This is a genomic window from Halogeometricum sp. CBA1124 (assembly GCF_009741955.1).
In the GTDB taxonomy this organism is placed as follows: domain Archaea; phylum Halobacteriota; class Halobacteria; order Halobacteriales; family Haloferacaceae; genus Halogeometricum; species Halogeometricum rufum.
In genome coordinates, this window is record NZ_WPCD01000001.1 from 1 (window position 1) to 16,872 (window position 16,872).

The 16,872-nt window shown below is 67.1% G+C and carries 9 protein-coding genes; all 9 read left to right on the plus strand.

The features are described 5' to 3' along the window. The first annotated feature begins 246 nt into the window (after nucleotides 1-246). The 9 genes from GJ632_RS00005 to GJ632_RS00045 all read left to right on the plus strand — a co-directional run bounded on the left by GJ632_RS00005 (nucleotide 247) and on the right by GJ632_RS00045 (nucleotide 16,855). Nucleotides 247-3,639, plus strand: coding sequence for a hypothetical protein (locus GJ632_RS00005; RefSeq protein WP_191451410.1), 3,393 nt, complete (start codon nucleotides 247-249; stop codon nucleotides 3,637-3,639). A 1,835-nt stretch (nucleotides 3,640-5,474) separates the two neighbouring features. Further along, nucleotides 5,475-6,113 carry a LysM peptidoglycan-binding domain-containing protein gene (locus GJ632_RS00010; RefSeq protein WP_089810096.1) on the plus strand — a complete coding sequence of 213 codons (639 nt, stop codon included), beginning with the start codon at nucleotides 5,475-5,477 and terminating at the stop codon, nucleotides 6,111-6,113. Continuing rightward, a complete protein-coding gene (locus tag GJ632_RS00015; protein ID WP_191451411.1) occupies nucleotides 6,114-7,172 on the plus strand; it encodes a phage late control D family protein in 1,059 nt (352 codons plus the stop codon). It abuts the gene before it with no gap. Beyond that, nucleotides 7,169-7,810: a phage baseplate assembly protein V gene (locus GJ632_RS00020; RefSeq protein ID WP_197427738.1), complete on the plus strand. Its 642-nt coding sequence runs from the start codon at nucleotides 7,169-7,171 to the stop codon at nucleotides 7,808-7,810. The genes GJ632_RS00015 and GJ632_RS00020 overlap by 4 nt, the downstream gene beginning before the upstream one ends. 6 nt (nucleotides 7,811-7,816) lie before the next feature. Beyond that, nucleotides 7,817-8,110: a PAAR domain-containing protein gene (locus tag GJ632_RS00025; RefSeq protein ID WP_089810090.1), complete on the plus strand. Its 294-nt coding sequence runs from the start codon at nucleotides 7,817-7,819 to the stop codon at nucleotides 8,108-8,110. A 7-nt stretch (nucleotides 8,111-8,117) separates the two neighbouring features. After that, the gene (locus tag GJ632_RS00030; RefSeq protein WP_191451412.1) at nucleotides 8,118-8,507 is read left to right on the plus strand and encodes a GPW/gp25 family protein; all 390 of its coding nucleotides are present in this window, start codon (nucleotides 8,118-8,120) and stop codon (nucleotides 8,505-8,507) included. A gap of 463 nt (nucleotides 8,508-8,970) precedes the next feature. Beyond that, nucleotides 8,971-12,162 carry a putative baseplate assembly protein gene (locus GJ632_RS25045; RefSeq protein ID WP_191451413.1) on the plus strand — a complete coding sequence of 1,064 codons (3,192 nt, stop codon included), beginning with the start codon at nucleotides 8,971-8,973 and terminating at the stop codon, nucleotides 12,160-12,162. After that, nucleotides 12,159-14,477, plus strand: a complete 2,319-nt coding sequence (locus GJ632_RS25050; RefSeq protein WP_191451415.1) for a baseplate J/gp47 family protein — start codon at nucleotides 12,159-12,161, stop codon at nucleotides 14,475-14,477. The genes GJ632_RS25045 and GJ632_RS25050 overlap by 4 nt, the downstream gene beginning before the upstream one ends. Next, nucleotides 14,474-16,855, plus strand: a complete 2,382-nt coding sequence (locus tag GJ632_RS00045; protein WP_191451417.1) for a phage tail protein — start codon at nucleotides 14,474-14,476, stop codon at nucleotides 16,853-16,855. The genes GJ632_RS25050 and GJ632_RS00045 overlap by 4 nt, the downstream gene beginning before the upstream one ends. The last annotated feature ends 17 nt before the right edge of the window (nucleotides 16,856-16,872 follow it).

Below are 16,872 nucleotides of genomic sequence, written 5' to 3' on the forward strand. Positions count from 1 at the left end.
TTCGGCCCGGTTGCCGCGCGAGACAGGTTCGGAGATAGCGCTCTACGACGCTGGTGGGCGACGAAGGGTACACCGCCGCGTTGGCCGCCGAGTTCTGATCAGTGGGGGACCGCGGAAGCAGTGGCGACGGGGAGGGGACGTTAGGCGGCGACGCGACTGGCGGCGAGACGGTGACACAGTTCTGGATCCCCAGTCACCTCGCCCTGCAGTCGGTGCTCTGGTTAGGAACGGACGAAGGGGGTCACCGTGCTGCTCTCGGACAGTCAGCGGGAACTCCTCTACCTCGGCACTGCGAGTTCCGACGCGTGGCGACTACTGAACGTCCCGAAAGTTGCACAGGAGATGGACATCTCGCTGCCCGCGTGGTACAGCGAGCAACTCTTCCGGTCACAACTGGCGCAGAATATCGGCCTCCTTCGCTCGTACATCGACGCCGCTCTGCTCTACCACTCTGAGCGCTCCGAAGCGAACCGTCAGGGCATCGTTCGCGTGTTGACGGACATCGTCTTCGAACTGGAGTTCCACGCGGCGGTTTTGGAGGGAATCAGAGCCGACACCTCGCTGGTCGGCCACTGGGTGTATCAGTTGCTCTGGCCGACGCCGCGACCGGAGGGGTTGGCAGAGGACGAACAGCCCGAACCGCGACAAGCGCCGGAGAACCGCGCTCCCCACCCCTCGATAGCGTCGCAGTTCCTCTCGTTCCTTCACAGCCAACAGTCGCTGGTCGATCGGTCGTGGACCGAGACGGAGGCGAGACGCGAGTTACTCGACCGGTTCGGTCGGTTCTTAGAGCGGAGCGTGAGCGGACCGCCCTCGGGCGACCAGCAGGTCCGTGACCAACCCGCAACGGCCAACACGCCGCCCATCCCGGCCAAGATGAGCGTCTCGCCGACACTCTCTGGCCCACCGGGTGGACCCCAGTTCGAGGCGTCCTCGGAAGCCGACTACCGCTTCGTCATGAGCATCCAGTTCCCGGACGTGTTCGCGGCGTTCCAGTCGTACTACTACGAGTGGAACTACGTTCGGATTCCCGAGGGCGAGCAGACGGCCTCGTTCGACGAACTCGACCCGCAGACCCCGTCGGGATGGGACGTCGCGGGCCAGCGATTCGGTCGCGCGACTCGATACGCGGAGGAGGACTTCGAGACGGTGTTCGAGGAACTCGGCCCGCCGGGCGTCGCGGCGACGTCCCTCGTCGCGGCGAACGCGATACTCCGGTACGTCGGCGAAGGCATCAGACTCGGCATCGAGATACTGACGACGCCGGCGAGCGAGAAGAACATCGCGTTCCCCGGCCCGGGCACCTACCTGGTCCGCTGTAAGGCGATTCCGTACACCGGTGAGAACGCCGAAGTCGTCCGCCCGCCGAGCGTCGCGTACTACCCCATCATCGTTCGCGACCCGGTCCAACTGGTCGAGAGTCGCAATCGAGAGCGGGGAGCGACCACTGCGTGGGAGCACGAGCGGATGGCGGAACTACGGGACCTGTTGAGTCAACCGGTCAGTCACCTGAACGAGGAACAGTTGCGGCAGGAACTGGACACGCTCGAACGGTCGCTGAGTTCTGTCGGTGGCGCGCTGAGCGTCCAACGCGAGAAGTTGGTCGAGTACCGAAACTCGCTCCCCGTCGGGAGCGCCGACCGGGCCCGGGTCCAGACGCAACTGGAGCGACTCGACGTCATCATCGCGTTGCGCGCGGACCGCGGCGAGGAGCGTGACCTCACGGCCGCCGAACCGCTGGTCGCCACGTTCGTCAGCGACAAGGGAGAGTCGATTCAGCTGACGATGGAAGCGCTCTACCGCGGTACCGAGGACGGTCAGGTCGAGTACTGGGTGTCGGACCTCACGACGGCGAACAGCGGTGAAGACTACGGCACCGGCCGCAACCGCGCCGAGGCTATCATGAACGCGGTGGTGGACATCCTGAGCGGCTACGCGGGGTACGGCCGCGGTTACGTCGCGGTTCAGATAGACGGCGAGACGGTCTCGAAGCGCATCAAAGCGAGCGCCGGGGCGTTGTTCATGGAAGCCGTCGAGAACGTCGCCATGGTCTTCTCGATAGCGGCCGTCGCGGCGGCCCCGTTCACGGCCGGTTCGTCGATCTCGCTGCTCCTTCCCATCGGTGCCGTCGGCGCGATTCCATCGGGCTACCGAGTTATCAACAGAGCGATAGACGACACCCTCCGATTCGACATGGCGACGGCCATGGACGTCGTCAACGTCGTCGGAGGGTTCACTGGCGTCGGACACGCTGTGACGCCGCTTCGGATGGTGAAGACCGGTCGGGCGTTCTACGTGATGGGTCTCGGTGCCGACGGTCTGAGCGGGCTGTTGGTTCCCGCCCAAATCGCCACTCAAATCGCCGCGCTGGAAGGTCTCCCGGAGGGTGAACGCACTGCACGAATCATGGAGATTCTGGGGCAGGCGATGCTCGAATCGGGCATCTCCGTGGGACGCGAACTGTCACAGCGTGCCCAGCAGCGTCGCATGGGGACTTCGGAAGCGCCGACCGTCGGGGAAAGCGTCTCCCGGCCGGAGACTAGGGACGTCGGACCATCCGGGGAGGCGGTCCGGCCGGGGGCGCGAGAACCCGACGTCGCCCCGGAACGCCGACCCGACGACGGCGAACCTCGACGGACGCCCGAGGCCACGGGGGGACGCTCACCGAGTCGAAGTCTCGGCGGCGAACCGGTGACCCGAAGGACGCAGGACGGCGACCACACGCTGACGCTCACGAAACGCGGACAGATCATTCGCTGCTCGAAGGTGTGTCAGACGTTAGGCGCACGGTACGCTCACATACTCGACGACCACCCGGAGTTAGTCCGTCGGGTGGCTTCGCTCGAAGAGCGTGCACGGGAGGCGGTCGCAGCGGACGACCGAGGGTTGGCCGACCAAGTCGCATCTGACGCGCGAGTGCTCGAAGCCGACCTGCGGGCGGTCGAACGCGCGTGGATGGAGGAACTCGGGTTTGACCCCGACCGGATAGAGTTACTCCAGCACTTGGCCGAAGAACGCGCGCTACCGGTCGGCTACGACCCTGCTGCGGAGGCGTTCGACGAGTTGGGCCTTCACTACACACGGATGGACCTCGACAAAGTGCCGGAGGTGTACGACAAGGAACTCGGTGCCAACGTTCCGATGGACATCTCCAGCGGCTATCCGGCGAAGCGGGGCAACCTGTTCGACGACCAGGTCGTCGAGAAACACGAAGCGGCCGAGGGGAAGGGCAGCATCCACGCGGAGGTGTACGTCGATACCGGGAGGAAGACCCGGAACGATCGGCCGCTCTACTGGCGTGCCGATAGCTGGGTTCCGGGCGAGGGGTCGCCCGCGGGAGAGGGGTCGTCGAGACCGCCCGAGATTCGCGAGCACAAGTTCACGCAGTTCTCCGAAATCGGCTACGACAGGGCCGTGGACTACCTCATGCAACTGTGGAGTAAGTATCCCCCGGGAGCCGTTATCGCGGATGTCCCCTCTTCGAGGGCCCGCCAGATCGAGGGAATGAAGCTCACTGGCCAGCAGGTGCTCATCGTCCCCGAGCAGATAGCGCCGATTCCGAGGGACGTCCTCGACGCCGCGGAGGGATTCGAGATCACGATCAGAGACATCGACGGTCACGTGTACACCTCGAAGTAGTCCGGAACCCCACGCACCCGACCGTCCCGATTCGAGACAGTTGGGAACCGGTGCCCGTCAATCGACTGCGTCCGTGGCCCGAACGACGGTCCGCGGACTCGAGGACCCGAAGTGTATATGACCGCTCCCCGACAATAGAACTCGTGAGGAAGACGAAGACCGTGGCGAGAGACTGAAGCTACCGAAGCGGTCACGTCGGAACGAACAGATGCCGACAGATACCACCGACATCGAACTACCGCGGGTCGCACGTCCGATAGCGGTCGGTCGGTGGCACCGCGACGAACGGGACGAACCGGAGGGAAAACCGAGAGCGACCGCTCGGTACGGAGTCGCTCGGTTGACTCCGTTCTTCGGCGTGTTGCAGGGACGGGTACCAACGACCAGTTGGCGACGGTCTGCGCTCTCGTATCTCGTCCACCGTCCGGTGGTCGCCGAGAGCACCGACCGGAGTCGGGACGTCCACCACACCTCGACCCGAGTCGTTCGGGAACGCCGCGAGGTCAGTAACTCGCGGACGAACTCACCCGCCACTCCGACGCTGGAGACGCGCGGACCGCTGACGCGCGAACAACAGGCAGGCGAATCGGAGAGGAACCGGCCGCAGACGCACGTTCTGGCGACCCACGAACTGACGAGGCGAACGGTCGGAGCGGGTGCGAGCGACTGGCGTGGGGCCACTCTGCATCCCGCCGGCCCACCGGGAGCGCCGTGGGTCTCCCGCGAGCATCGACGCCGTACCGACGACGGAGCGGAGTCTCCCCTCGCCGGCGGTGAACCGACGGCCCGACGGGTCGGACCCCGGCCGCGCCGCGACGGGCCGGCGGAGACGGGAGAGCGGCGTCCCCGTCCGGACGACACGTGGCCGCGCTCGGCGGCGGATTCGAGCAACCGCCTCTCGATTCACAGGGTCGTCGTCCCACGGAGTTCGGCGTCGCGGATTCCGCTCACCTCGTGACACGCGTCGGAGCACGGATGCACCTCGGAGAGGACACGACTACCGTCGCGTACGGGAGTCGGGAGCGCCCGCCCGCGTCACCACCCGCCCGGACATCGACGAGGGTCCGCGGTCCATCCGCGGCCGAATCGTCTCCGACGCAACCCGAACGTTCGCCGGTGACGGGACCGAAGCGCTCGCCGAACGCGGACGACCCGAGTCCAGCGAAAGCCTCACCGGCACCTCCAGAACGGCGGGTCCGGGAGGTGTTGGACAGACCCGCCGACGACTCCCTCGCTGCTGGACAGATGACTCCGCCGCGGTCCCCGGTTCGACGGCGCCTCGTCACGAGAACGACGAGCGCGGAGCGGCGAACCCCATCGACTCGCGAACGGCGTCGGTCCACCGTCTTGTCGCGTGCACCGCGGCTCTCGGTCACCGCTCGAAGCGACCAGCGGACCGGGGCCGTCGAAGCCGCGAAGCGAAGGGAGAGCCGGGGTGGTCTACGCTTCGGAGACCGCACGCTCCAGTGGACCGAGGGGGACGTGGGGTCACCTACGGGTGCCGAACTGACGGCCCAGTCGACACTCGTGCCGCCGGGTGGCGACACTCGACGGTTGACGTACAGACGGTCGGAGGCGTCGCAGTCGGAGTTAGCCAAGGGTACGACCTCCGATGTCGGAGGCAGCGACGTGGCAGCGACTGGAAAGGGGAAACCGACCGACCCGGGAACCGACCGACGTTACAGTTCACCAGAACAACATATATCACCTCTGGAATCGATTGTTAGCCGTCACATGGACGCGGACCCGACACTCGACAGATTGGTTGATACTCTGTTCGACAAGTTCGAACGGAAGCTCCGCATCGAGCGCGAACGGCGGGGGCGCTGACGGCGATGCCCGACGGGACGGACTCGAACCTGGTGAAGGCCGTCGTCGTCGCCGGCGGCGAGGAGATTCCCGTCCGGTTCAACCCGACGGAGTACAACCTCGACAAGTCGATTTCGTACGCCGACCAGTCGCTCCCGGGGTTCACCTCGCCCGTAACGCAGTTCACGAGCGGTGAGGCGGAGACGCTCTCGATGGAGTTGTTCTTCGACGCCTACGAGGAGGACGAACGGGACGTTCGGACGTACACCGACCGCGTGCGGGGGTTACTGGAAGTGGACGGCGACCTGCACGCGCCGCCCATCTGCCGGTTCGTCTGGGGCGGACTCGACTTCAAGTCCGTCCTCCAGAGCGCGAACACGCGCTTTACGATGTTCCTGCCGACCGGCGTGCCGGTCCGCGCGCGGATGGATGTGACGTTCAAGGAGTACAGACCGCCCGGCGAACAGGCCGAACAGGTCCGTCGGAGTTCGGCCGACAAGACGAAACTGCGCCGGGTGACCGAAGAGGAGACGCTGTGGTTGCTCGCCGACGCGGAGTACGGCGACCCGACGCGGTGGCGACCCATCGCGGAGGCGAACGACATCGACAACCCGCGCCGCCTCCGACCCGGAGACAGACTCGTGGTGCCGCGGGTGGAGCCGTAGATGAGTCTCGCCGACGTGCGCGAGAAGTACGGCGACTTCTACGTTCCCCGATTCGTCGTCGAAGCGGGGGATACCACGTTCACCGAAGCTAGCGGCGTCGTCTCACAGTTGTCCGTGAGCACGAGCGTCGACAGCGCCGAGCGGTTCTCGTTCTCGTTGAACAACCTGTACGACCAGGAGAGCCGGGAGTTCGAGGGCATCGACTGGGGGCTGATAGACTCGGACAGCCCCGTGACCGTCTCGTTGGGGTACGGCGACACGCTCGTACCGATGGTCGTCGGAACCGTCGAGTCCGCGGAGCCGAAGTTCCCGGCCGACGGCGTGCCCACCGTCGACGTGAGCGGCTACGGCCGCCTGCACGAACTCATGACGGGGACGAACACGGAGACGTGGGACCGTGATACGGTCGAGGACCGTGTGACCGACTCGAACGTCGTGAGGAAGGTGCTCGAACGTGGCGGCTACGGCTTCAGCGAGGTGGTGATAGACGAAACCGACCTGGAGTTCCCCCGCATCGTCCAGGACAACAAGACCGACTACCAGTTCGTCAAACAGCGCGCGAAGCGGTACAACTACGAGGTGTTCGTCACCACCGACGCGTTCCACTTCCGCGAACCCCGCGAGGACAGGCCAGCAGACTTCGAACTCGCGTACGGCGAGTCGTTGCGGTCGTTCTCGCCGCGGCTCAACCGAGCGCGCGACGTGAGTCGAGTGAACGTCCGGTGGAACGACCGGAACGGACGGGAGGTCATCGAAGGGTCGGCCGAGGGGGCGGACCCGAACGGCGACGCCCGGGACCTTCGGATGCCCGTCGAGTCGCCGGCGGAGGCGGAGACCGTTGCGGCGTCCGAAGCCGCGCGCATCCGTCAGGGCCGCCTCACCGGACGGGGCGAGACCATCGGCGTGCCCGAACTCGTCGCCGGAATCACCGTCGAACTCGACGGCGTGACCGAGACGTTCAACGGGCGGTACTACGTCGAGAGCGCAGACCACCAGATCAGTACGAGCGGATACACGACCACGTTCCAGGTCAGAAAGCGGAAGGGAGGAACGACGTGAGCTACAGCGAATTCACCGACGACGTCGACGACGCCATTCGCGGCGTCGCGACAGCTATCGTCACCGACAACGAGGACCCCGAGGGGATGGCGCGGGTGAAAGTGCGGTACCCGTGGCGCAACGAGGACGAACAGAGCTACTGGGCGCGCGTCGCCCGGACGATGGCCGGAGGGGACCGCGGCACGTACTTCCACCCGGAGGTGGACGACGAGGTGCTCGTCGCCTTCGAACAGGGCAACATCCACTACCCGTACGTCATCGGTGCGCTGTGGAGTTCCGCCGAGCGACCGCCCGAGGACAACGCGGACGGCAACAACGACGTGCGGATGATTCGCTCCCGGAGCGGTCACCAGATTACGCTGAACGACAACGGCACGGCCGGCAAAGTCGAGATTACGACGAACGCCGGTCACTCGATACTCCTCGACGACGCCAGCGGAAGCGAGAAAATCGTCGTCGCCGACAAGAGCGGACAGAACACCGTCGAACTCGACTCGAACAGCGGAGCCATCAACGTCTCTAGCGGGGCGACGGTGAGCGTCGAGTCGAAGCTTATCGACATCAAGGGACAGGGCAACGTCACCGTCGAAGCCGGCGGAATTCTGACGTTGAAAGGCTCACTCGTCAAGATAAACTGAACCATCATGCCACCAGCAGCACGCGTACTCGACCAGACCAGTCACGGAACACCGCTCCTCGGCGCGGGGAGTCCGACCGTCCTCATCGGCGGCATGCCTGCGTGGCGGGCCGGGGCGGACATGCACACGTGTCCGCTCGTCCTGCCGAGCACGACGCCGCACGTCGGCGGCGTCGTGGCGATGGGGAGCACGACGGTGCTGATAAACAGCATGCCCGCGGCGCGGCAGGGAGACACGATTCCGGAGGCCGGCCCCCCAAACACCATCGCGATGGGCTGTCCGACCGTCCAGATAGGGTGAGAACCAGATGAATCGCGAGTTCCTCGGCACTGGGTGGACCTTCCCCGTCGAAACCACGGACGCCGCGGACGTGGCCGTCTCGACCGGTGAGACCGACATCGACGAGGCGATCAGAATCATCCTCGGCACGGCGAAGGGAGAGCGCGTCATGCGACCCGACTTCGGGTGCGGCATCCACGACTTCGTGTTCGCAGCCGTCAACACGGCGACGGTGACGATGATTCAGACGAGCGTGGAGGAGGCACTGCGGAAGTGGGAGCCGCGAATCGAGGTCAGAGACGTCTCCGTCGACATCGACGACATCGGCCGGGGGCGACTGCTGGTGAGCGTGGAGTACAGGGTGCGGCAGACGAACGCCACCGGGAACCTCGTCTACCCGTTCTACATCAACGAGTGAACTGCGATGGAGTGACAGATGACAGATAGTGAGACGCCGACGATAGACGGACGCCGACGCGCGGCACTGCGGGCCGCCGCCGCCGAACGGGCACGAAGTTACACCCCTGCGTGGGACCCCGACGAAGGAGACGTCGGAACCGCGGTCCTCGACCTGTTCGCGGAGATAACCGAGGACGTCCTCGAACGCGTGGACCGCGCGCCCGAGAAGCACCGCTTCGCGTTCTTCGACGCGTTGCGTTCGACCGCGACCCTCCCCAACCGGCGAAACTCCCCCTCGTCTTCGACGTCGCTCCCGGACTCGACGCGAACGTCGGGATACGCCCGGGACGCAAGCGCTCGCACCGCCACCCGGCGAGGGGTCCGAGATAACGTTCGAGATACCCGACGGAGCGGGGTTCGAGGCGACCCCAGCGCGACTCGACTCCGTGGTCAGTGTCAGTCCGGCCGACGACGCGATATTCGTGCACCACGACGCACTCGCGGACGAGGCGGAGACGAAACTGTTCACCGGAGCAAACCGGCAGGAGCATCTGCTGTACGTCGGCCACGCGAACTTCTTCGAACTATCGACCGACACGGAGTTCGAGGTGACCGTCGAGGGTGTCGGGACGGGCGCGTTCGAATCGCTCGGCTGTCAGTTCTTCGGCGTGAAGGAGGTCGGCGGCGAGGAGGTCGAAGGGTGGCACTCGCTCGGGGAAACCGTGGACGGGACGGTGGAGACGGCCGACCTGAGCGATGGTGCCGAGGACGGCGTCCGGATTCGGTTCAAGCTGAGCGAGGCGGAGGCGGAGGCGTTCGCGGCGACGACGCTTCCGACGGACGAGTTGCGACTCGTCGGCGCGGAGGCCGAAGCCGCGGCGGCCGAGGCGGAACCGGCGGAATCGCCGCCGGTGACGGACGTGGAGACCATGTGGATTCGGTTCGTGGGGCCACCGACCCTCGGCGACGCACTGTTCGAAGCGTCGGTGTCGAAGCTGAGCCTGTCGCTCGTCGAATCGGACACCGGTGTGAAACCGCAGATGCTGCTAGCCAACGACGTACCGCTCTCGACGACGGGACCGATACGTCCGTTCGGAGAGATGCCGCTTCCGTTGGACACGTTCTACATCGCGTCCGACGAGGCGTTCTCGAAGACGGAGACGCCCGTCGAACTCGGGTTCGAGACGACGGACAGGCCGTCGCTCGCGGACCTCGCGCCGCCCGACTACTCGTGGGAGTACTGGAACGGGTCGGGGTGGGCGCGGTTGGAACTGAGCGAACGGAAAGAGGAGGTTGGCGAGGGGGCGGTTCGGTTCGTCGTCCCCGAGGACGCGGCGGCGACGTCCGTCTCGGGGCACGAACACCACTGGATTCGAGTTCGCCTCCTCGAGGACAACCCCATCCGGTTCCGACAGAAGAAAGACGACCAGGGCAACCCGGTCGACCCGGAGGAGTGGGAGATGATTCACGATGCGGTCCCGGAGTTCACGGGACTCACTATCAGCTATCCAGAACCTACCACCGCCGAGGAGGCGGTGAGTTCGAAGGCGAAAGAACCCGACCACGTGGTGGCCTTCAACAACCGCGGCTACGGCGCGGACGAGGCGAAGGGACTCTCCGCGGAGACGCAGGCGACGGCGATTCGCCCGTTCAGGCGACTCCCCGAGGCGCGGATGGCGGAACCGACGGAGGTACTCTATCTCGGCTTCGACGGACCGCTGGACGACGGACCGATACAACTGCTGTACTCGGTCGCCGACAAGCCGTATCCGGTACCGTTCTACCCGCGGGCGCGGTGGGAGTTCTGCGAGGACCCCGCAAGCGAGACGTGGACGCAACTCGACGCCGAGGACGGAACGGAAGGACTCCTGCAACGCGGTATCGTCTCGCTCGCGTTCCCGGAGGCGACGGAGGCGTTCGAGCGGTTCGGCCGGGTCCGCCACTGGATTCGCGCCCGGTTGGTCGGCGACCCGTTCGACGTGACCGTCACCGAGAACGCCGCCGTTCCGGGAGACGACCCACCGGACGAGGAATCGGCGATACAGATGCTCGTCGACCGGACGGAGAACGTCGTCGTCCTGGAGAACAGGGGAGCAAAGAGGTTCAACCTCGAACGGTTCTCGCTGTCCGTCGGCCCCGACTCGCCGTCGTCCGACCTGGCTGCGTCACTGGGTCCGAACGAATCGATAGCCGTTCCCATCTCGCGACCCACGGGTGCCGTCGAGTTGTACACGCCCGACTGGGAGTCCGTCCCGGTCAGCGTTCGGTACGAAGAGAGGGCGATAGACACGGTGGACACGACGGCGAAACGGAGTCTCAAAGAGGAATCTGCTGTCGACGGGGCCTTCGAGACGCCGAAACCGACGCCGGAACCGACTCCGACGCCGTGCGAGTCCCTCTCACCACGACTGTTGGAGACGGCGACGGAGGCGACGAGAGACCCGCCCTCGCTCCGCGGCATCTACCCCAACGCGGGGTGGGCGTACAACGTGGTGACCGTCACCGGCGAGGTTCTCGGTTCCAGTGACGGGACGCCGAACCAGGCGTTCGCGTTCGCGAACCGTCCGGTGGTCGACGAGTCCGTGTGGGTCGACGAACTGGCGACGCTCTCGGAGGCCGAACGAACGGCGGTAGCAGAGTCCGGGGTCGAAACGGCCGAACAGACCGACGACGAGGGTGCGCCGACGGCCTTCTGGGTTCGGTGGACGCGCGTGGACGACTTCACCGAATCCACAGACGAGGATCGACACTACGTCTTGGACCGAATCGACGGCCGCCTCACGTTCGGCGACGGGACGAACGGCGCGACGCCACCACCGGGCGAAGAGAACGTCAGCGCCGACTACCGAACGGGGGGCGGTGTCGCGGGGAACGTCCCCGCCGAAGCGATCGAAGCGTTGGTGACGGCGATTCCGTACGTGGAGGGCGTGTGGAACCCGGACGCCGGTGGCGGAGGGGCCGAGGCGGAGACGACCCCCGAGGCGACGAACCGTGCCGCCCGGACGCTGGGGGACCGGAACCGTGCGGTCACGGCCGACGACTTCGAGCGCATCGCCGCGTCGGCGTCCAGAGAACTGGCGCGCGTCCGGTGTGTCCCCGGGATGGACCGTTCGAACTCGCCTCGCGCCGGGTGGGTGACCGTACTGCTCGTGCCGCGGTCGACCGAACGCCGCCCCACTCCCAACGCCGAGGTGACATCCGTCGTCGCCGACGCCCTGCGTCGCCACGCCCCCGTGCCGACGACGACGGCGGCGGGCGACCCGGACGCGAATCGAATCACCGTCCGCGGACCAAACTACGTGGAAGCCGGCGTCGACGTCACGGTCGCCGTAGACGAGACCGTCGCGAGCAGCATCGCCGCGGTGGAGACAGCAGTTACGACTCGACTGACGGCCTTCTTCCACCCGCTGACCGGAGGTCCCGAGGGCGAGGGGTGGGCGTTCGGAGAACTCCCCTGCCTCTCGGACGTGTACGCCGCCCTCGAACGGGTCGGCGGCGTGGACCACGTCGTCTCGCTGACGGTCACGTACCACGGGAGCGAACGGGGCTACACCGTCGCCGACGACGAGCGACTCCCCACCGTCCCGCCGGACACGTTAGTCTGTAGCACCGCGCACACCGTGCAGGCGACCCGCGAACTGACGACGAACGACGAGAACGAGGACCAAACGTGAGTCTCGACATCCCCACCTTAGACGACAGACCGTACGAAACGATACTCAGAGACGCTCGGAACCGAATTCCGGTCTACTCGGAGACGTGGACCGACCACAACGCGTCGGACCCCGGGATAACCGTCCTCGAACTGCTGGCGTGGCTGGCCGAGACGTACACCTACCAACTGGACCGCATCACCGACGCGCACCGGCTGAAGTATCTCGCCCTGTTGGGTGAACGGCCACGGCCGCCGCGCCCGGCGACGGCGGCGGTCCGCGTCACGCTTCCGGACCACGCGGGAAGCGCGGCCGTGAACGAGGGAGCCAAACTGCTGGCCACGACGGGAGACGACCGGACGGTGGGGTTCGAGACGACTGTCGCGACGGCGGTGACGAGAGCGACGCTCGAACGCGTGGTCGTCGACGGGGCGCGCGGCCGCCGCGACCAGACGACGGCCAACCGGACGGCGGGGATGCAGTTCACCGCGTTCGGCGACGGCGCTGAGGGGGTGCTCTACCTCGGCTTCGCGGGGAACCCGTTCGGCGGCGAGGGCGAACTCGCCCTCTCCGTGAAACTGGCCGAAGACGACCTGCCTGCCCTCGCGAGGCACGGTGCAGGCGTGGACGCGTGGACCGAGGACGCGACGTTCGAACCGACGGTGGCGGTCGAGTGGGAGCACTGCCCGACGTACGAGTGGTACGACGAGGGTGCGTGGGAGTCGCTGCCGGTAGAGGCGGACGGGACGAACCAGTTCTACGAGAGCGGTCGCGTCGTGCTGAAGAAGCCCGATTCGTGGAACGTGGACGGCGGGACGATGTTCGACCACGCGACGTCGTATCGGTGGATTCGGTGCCGAGTGACCACTCCCGGCCACGAAATCGTGCCGAGAATCGACAGCGTGGCGGTGAACGTGCTCCCCGTCGAACGGCGGTGGACCGTCCGTTCGGAGGGCGGCGAACCGCTCCGTGACGGGCAGGGGAACACCGCCTCGACGGGGCTTCCGGACCAGCGTTTCGAGTTCGAGCACGGTCCGTTACTCGACACGGACGTGGCCGTGTGGGTCGGCGACGAGCGATGGCGGCGGCGGGACGACTTCGATGCGGCCGGCCCGTACAGTCGGTGTTTCGTCGTGGAGCCGTCGTATCGAGGAATCCGCTTCGGCGACGGTGCTCGAGGGACGATTCCGCCGCTGGACGCCCCGATTACGGCGACGCGATACGTCGGCACGGGGGACGCGGGGAGCGTCTCCGCCGAAGCGGAGTGGTCGTTCGCGGGGGCGGACGTCCGCTTCAGAGACCCCAAGGGGAAGTTCACGACCGCTGACCCGGCGAGTCTCACGGTCGAGCAGGTAGCCGACGTCACCGGCGGTGCGCCCGCCGAACCAATCGAGGACGCGTTCGACCGTCTCGTCGCCGACAGGCGGGTCCCGTACCGCGCCGTCACCGCCCCGGACTACGAGTATCTCGCCACCCACACGCCGGGACTTCGGTTCGGTCGGGCCGCGGTGTGGGTCGTGCAAGACGACCCGGTCGAACGGCCCCCGAGCGTCTGGTCGAAGGACGCCGCAGATGTGTGCCGCGGAGACGGTGACTCCGACCGACGCCCCGACGAGGACCGAGTGGTGTCGGCCGACGACGGGCGGCCCGTGAGACAGTTCGACGACGAGCGGATGCGGCAGAGGCCGAAAACGAAACAGCGCTCTGCGGCGGCATCTCGGCAGGCGTCGGAACTGTCCACCGAGTCGTCCGAACCGGCGTCGAGCGCATCGGCGGCGGGAGACGCGAACGCCGACGGGGAGGCCGAACCGTCCGACGAGTCGCCGAGAGAGTGCGAACCGCACCGGTCGGTCAACGTCGTCGTCGTCCCGTACTCGCGGTCCTCGCGGCCGGAACCGAGCACTGGCTTCCTCGATGCGGTGGACGCGCACCTCGACCGACACCGACTCCTCACCGACCGGGTGCGCGTCGAACCGCCGACGTACGTGGGGGTGGGCGTCGACGTGGAGGTCAGACTCGAATCGGAGTACGCCGTCACCGACCGGAGAGACGCTATCGACGCCGCACTCGACGAGTTCCTCGACCCTCTTCGCGGCTTCGAGGGTGACGGGTGGCCGTTCGGCCGCCCCCTCTACCGGTCCGAGTTGTACGAGGAGATAGAGAGCGTGCCGGGCGTCGATTGCGTCACCCGGTTGGACGTGCGAACGGACGGTCGCCTCGACGCGAACGGAGCGGTCGTCGTCGACGCGGACGCCCTCCTCACGCCGACGGACCACACCGTGACGGCCCGCGTCGGGACGAACGGACCGGCCGCAGGAGACTGTGACCGCCCATGACGAGAGACTTCACGGTCGTCGACACGGCGACGCCGGGCGAGTGGGAGGCGTGGACGCGCGAGAACGTCGTCCTGACCGACGAGGGGGTCGAACTCGCGCGTGCGGCGGCACCGACCTTCGTCGCACCGGCTCGAAGATGGACCGAGGCGTTCGCGTCCGCGCGTCCCATCGACATCGACGTGACCCTCACCGGCGACGAGTACGTGCTCACCGCAGACGGACGGTTGTTCCGGGCGGTCTGCGGGAGCGACTCGTTCCGCCCCGTGCGCTGTGAAGACCTGCGGTCCGACGGGAAGTCGCCGACCGGACTCTGCGTCGCCGGTGACAGCCTGTACGTGGTGGGTACCCGCAGGGTAGCGGCGACGGACGACGAATCGACCGACGATGGCGTCGAGCGACTGCGGACGGTCGGGTACGTTCACTCGCTCTCCGTCCACTCGCTGCAGACGCGGTGGGTGCTCACCGGAGACGAGTGGGCCGCGGACGACGACGCGCCAGGGACGACCGAGGGGTTCGTCGAGCCGACGCGTGTCGTCAACGGGCCGGACGAAACGGTGTACGTGCTCGACCGCGGGAGCGACACCGACCGCGGCTTCGTCGCTCGGGTGAGCGAACGGGCCGAGGTGAATCACCTCGTGCGAGAACTCCGAGCGCCCGTGGACCTCGCCGTCACCGCCGATGGTGCCATCGCCGTCCTCGTGGGGGGAGACAGCGAGGCCGCACTGTTCGGGTGGTACCCCGACGGGAGCGAACCCGACGGCGACCGCGACCCCGTCGAACTGCCGGTCGCGAGTGCGACCAGCATCGAGTGGCTCGGCGACGGAGCGTTCGTCCTCGGCGTCGGACCGGACGCGCCGTCCGAGAAGACGCTGTATCGGTACGACCCGGAGACGAACGCGGCCGACCCCCTCACGAGTTACAAGCACAGTTGCGTCCGACTCCGTCGCGGTCCGTGGGGGGCTGTCGACCCGCAGTTGTACGCCATCGACGGGGACGAGGGGGTCGTCTGGGTCCTCGACCCGGCGGAGACCGTCGAGATAGTCGGCGGAGCGTACGTCGGCCGCCTCACGACCCGCTACGACTTCGGCGCACTCGATGCCGACTGGTACAGGCTCGCTCTGGAACTCGGGACACAGCCGCCCGGAACGCGGGTCGTCCTCCGCTACGCCGCGACGAACGCCGACGCAGTCCCGGGCGACCCCGAAGGTGAGGGCGACGGAGTCGCGGAAGGTGGCGTCGACGGACCATCCGAAGACGGAGGCGGAGGGAGCGAGGACGCCGACGGGATGGGGGACGCTGACGGCCCCGTGTCCATCTGCGAACCGTCGAACGACGCGGACGACGAACCGGACCCGGTGTGGGCGACGGCCGACAGCGGGTATCCGAACCACGTACTCGTCGAGCCGAACGGCCGCCGATATCTGTGGGTTCGCCTCGAACTCCACGGCGACCGCTTCCACACGCCCCGAGTCGACCGCCTGAAGCTGTCGGTCACGCACGATTCGTACCTGGACTACCTGCCCGCGATATACGAGACGGACGAAGAGAGCGCCGACTTCTTGGCTCGCTACCTGACGGTGTTCGAGGATACGTACGCCGACATCGACCACCACGTCGCGACGTTGACCGAGTACTTCGACCCCGAGTCGGTGCCGTCGAGTCACCTGTCGTGGTTGGGCAGTTGGCTCAGCGTCGCCGAGGACGACGCGTGGTCGGACTGGTCGAGACGAGAACTCGTCGCCCAAGCGCCGAACCTGTTCAGAGAGCGCGGGACGCGGCGAGGACTCCGGAGACTCCTCGACATCTTCCTCGGGGGAATCCCCGTCGAATCGGGCGCGGAGTCGCCGACCGGAGCGGGTGAGGAGGCGGGCGTAGCGCGTCCGGCCGAACCACGGGTGAGCGGAGCCGAGGGCGACGAGGCGGGGCACGGCCACTTCGTGTGGCTCCTCGAGTACTGGGACGTGGCCGACGTGGCCGACGCCGATTCGGACTGCGACGCCGCCGAAGGGTCGTGTGAGGCGCTGCGAGCAGAGCGCGCGTCCGGCGACGACGCCGAGTCGCCGTTCGACGCGGTGCTCTGTTGTCCGCAGGAGTTCGTCGTCCTCGTGGGGCCGACCGTCGATGCGGACGCCCGAGCGGCGATTCGACGGCTCGTGGAGGCCCAACAGCCGGCACACGCGGTCGGTCGAACCGTCCACCTCAGACCGTGGAGTCGGCTGGGCGGGCACGTCCTCCTCGGCGTCAACAGTCGTCTCCCCGACCCCTCGTTCACCGTCGCGGAGTCGAACCTCGGCTGGGACTCCGTCGTCGGGACCGCCGAATCGGACGCCGAACTCGGCTGGCAGTCCAGACTCGGCAGCGACTTCGAACTCTCCTGACTCGCGAGTCGTTCGCG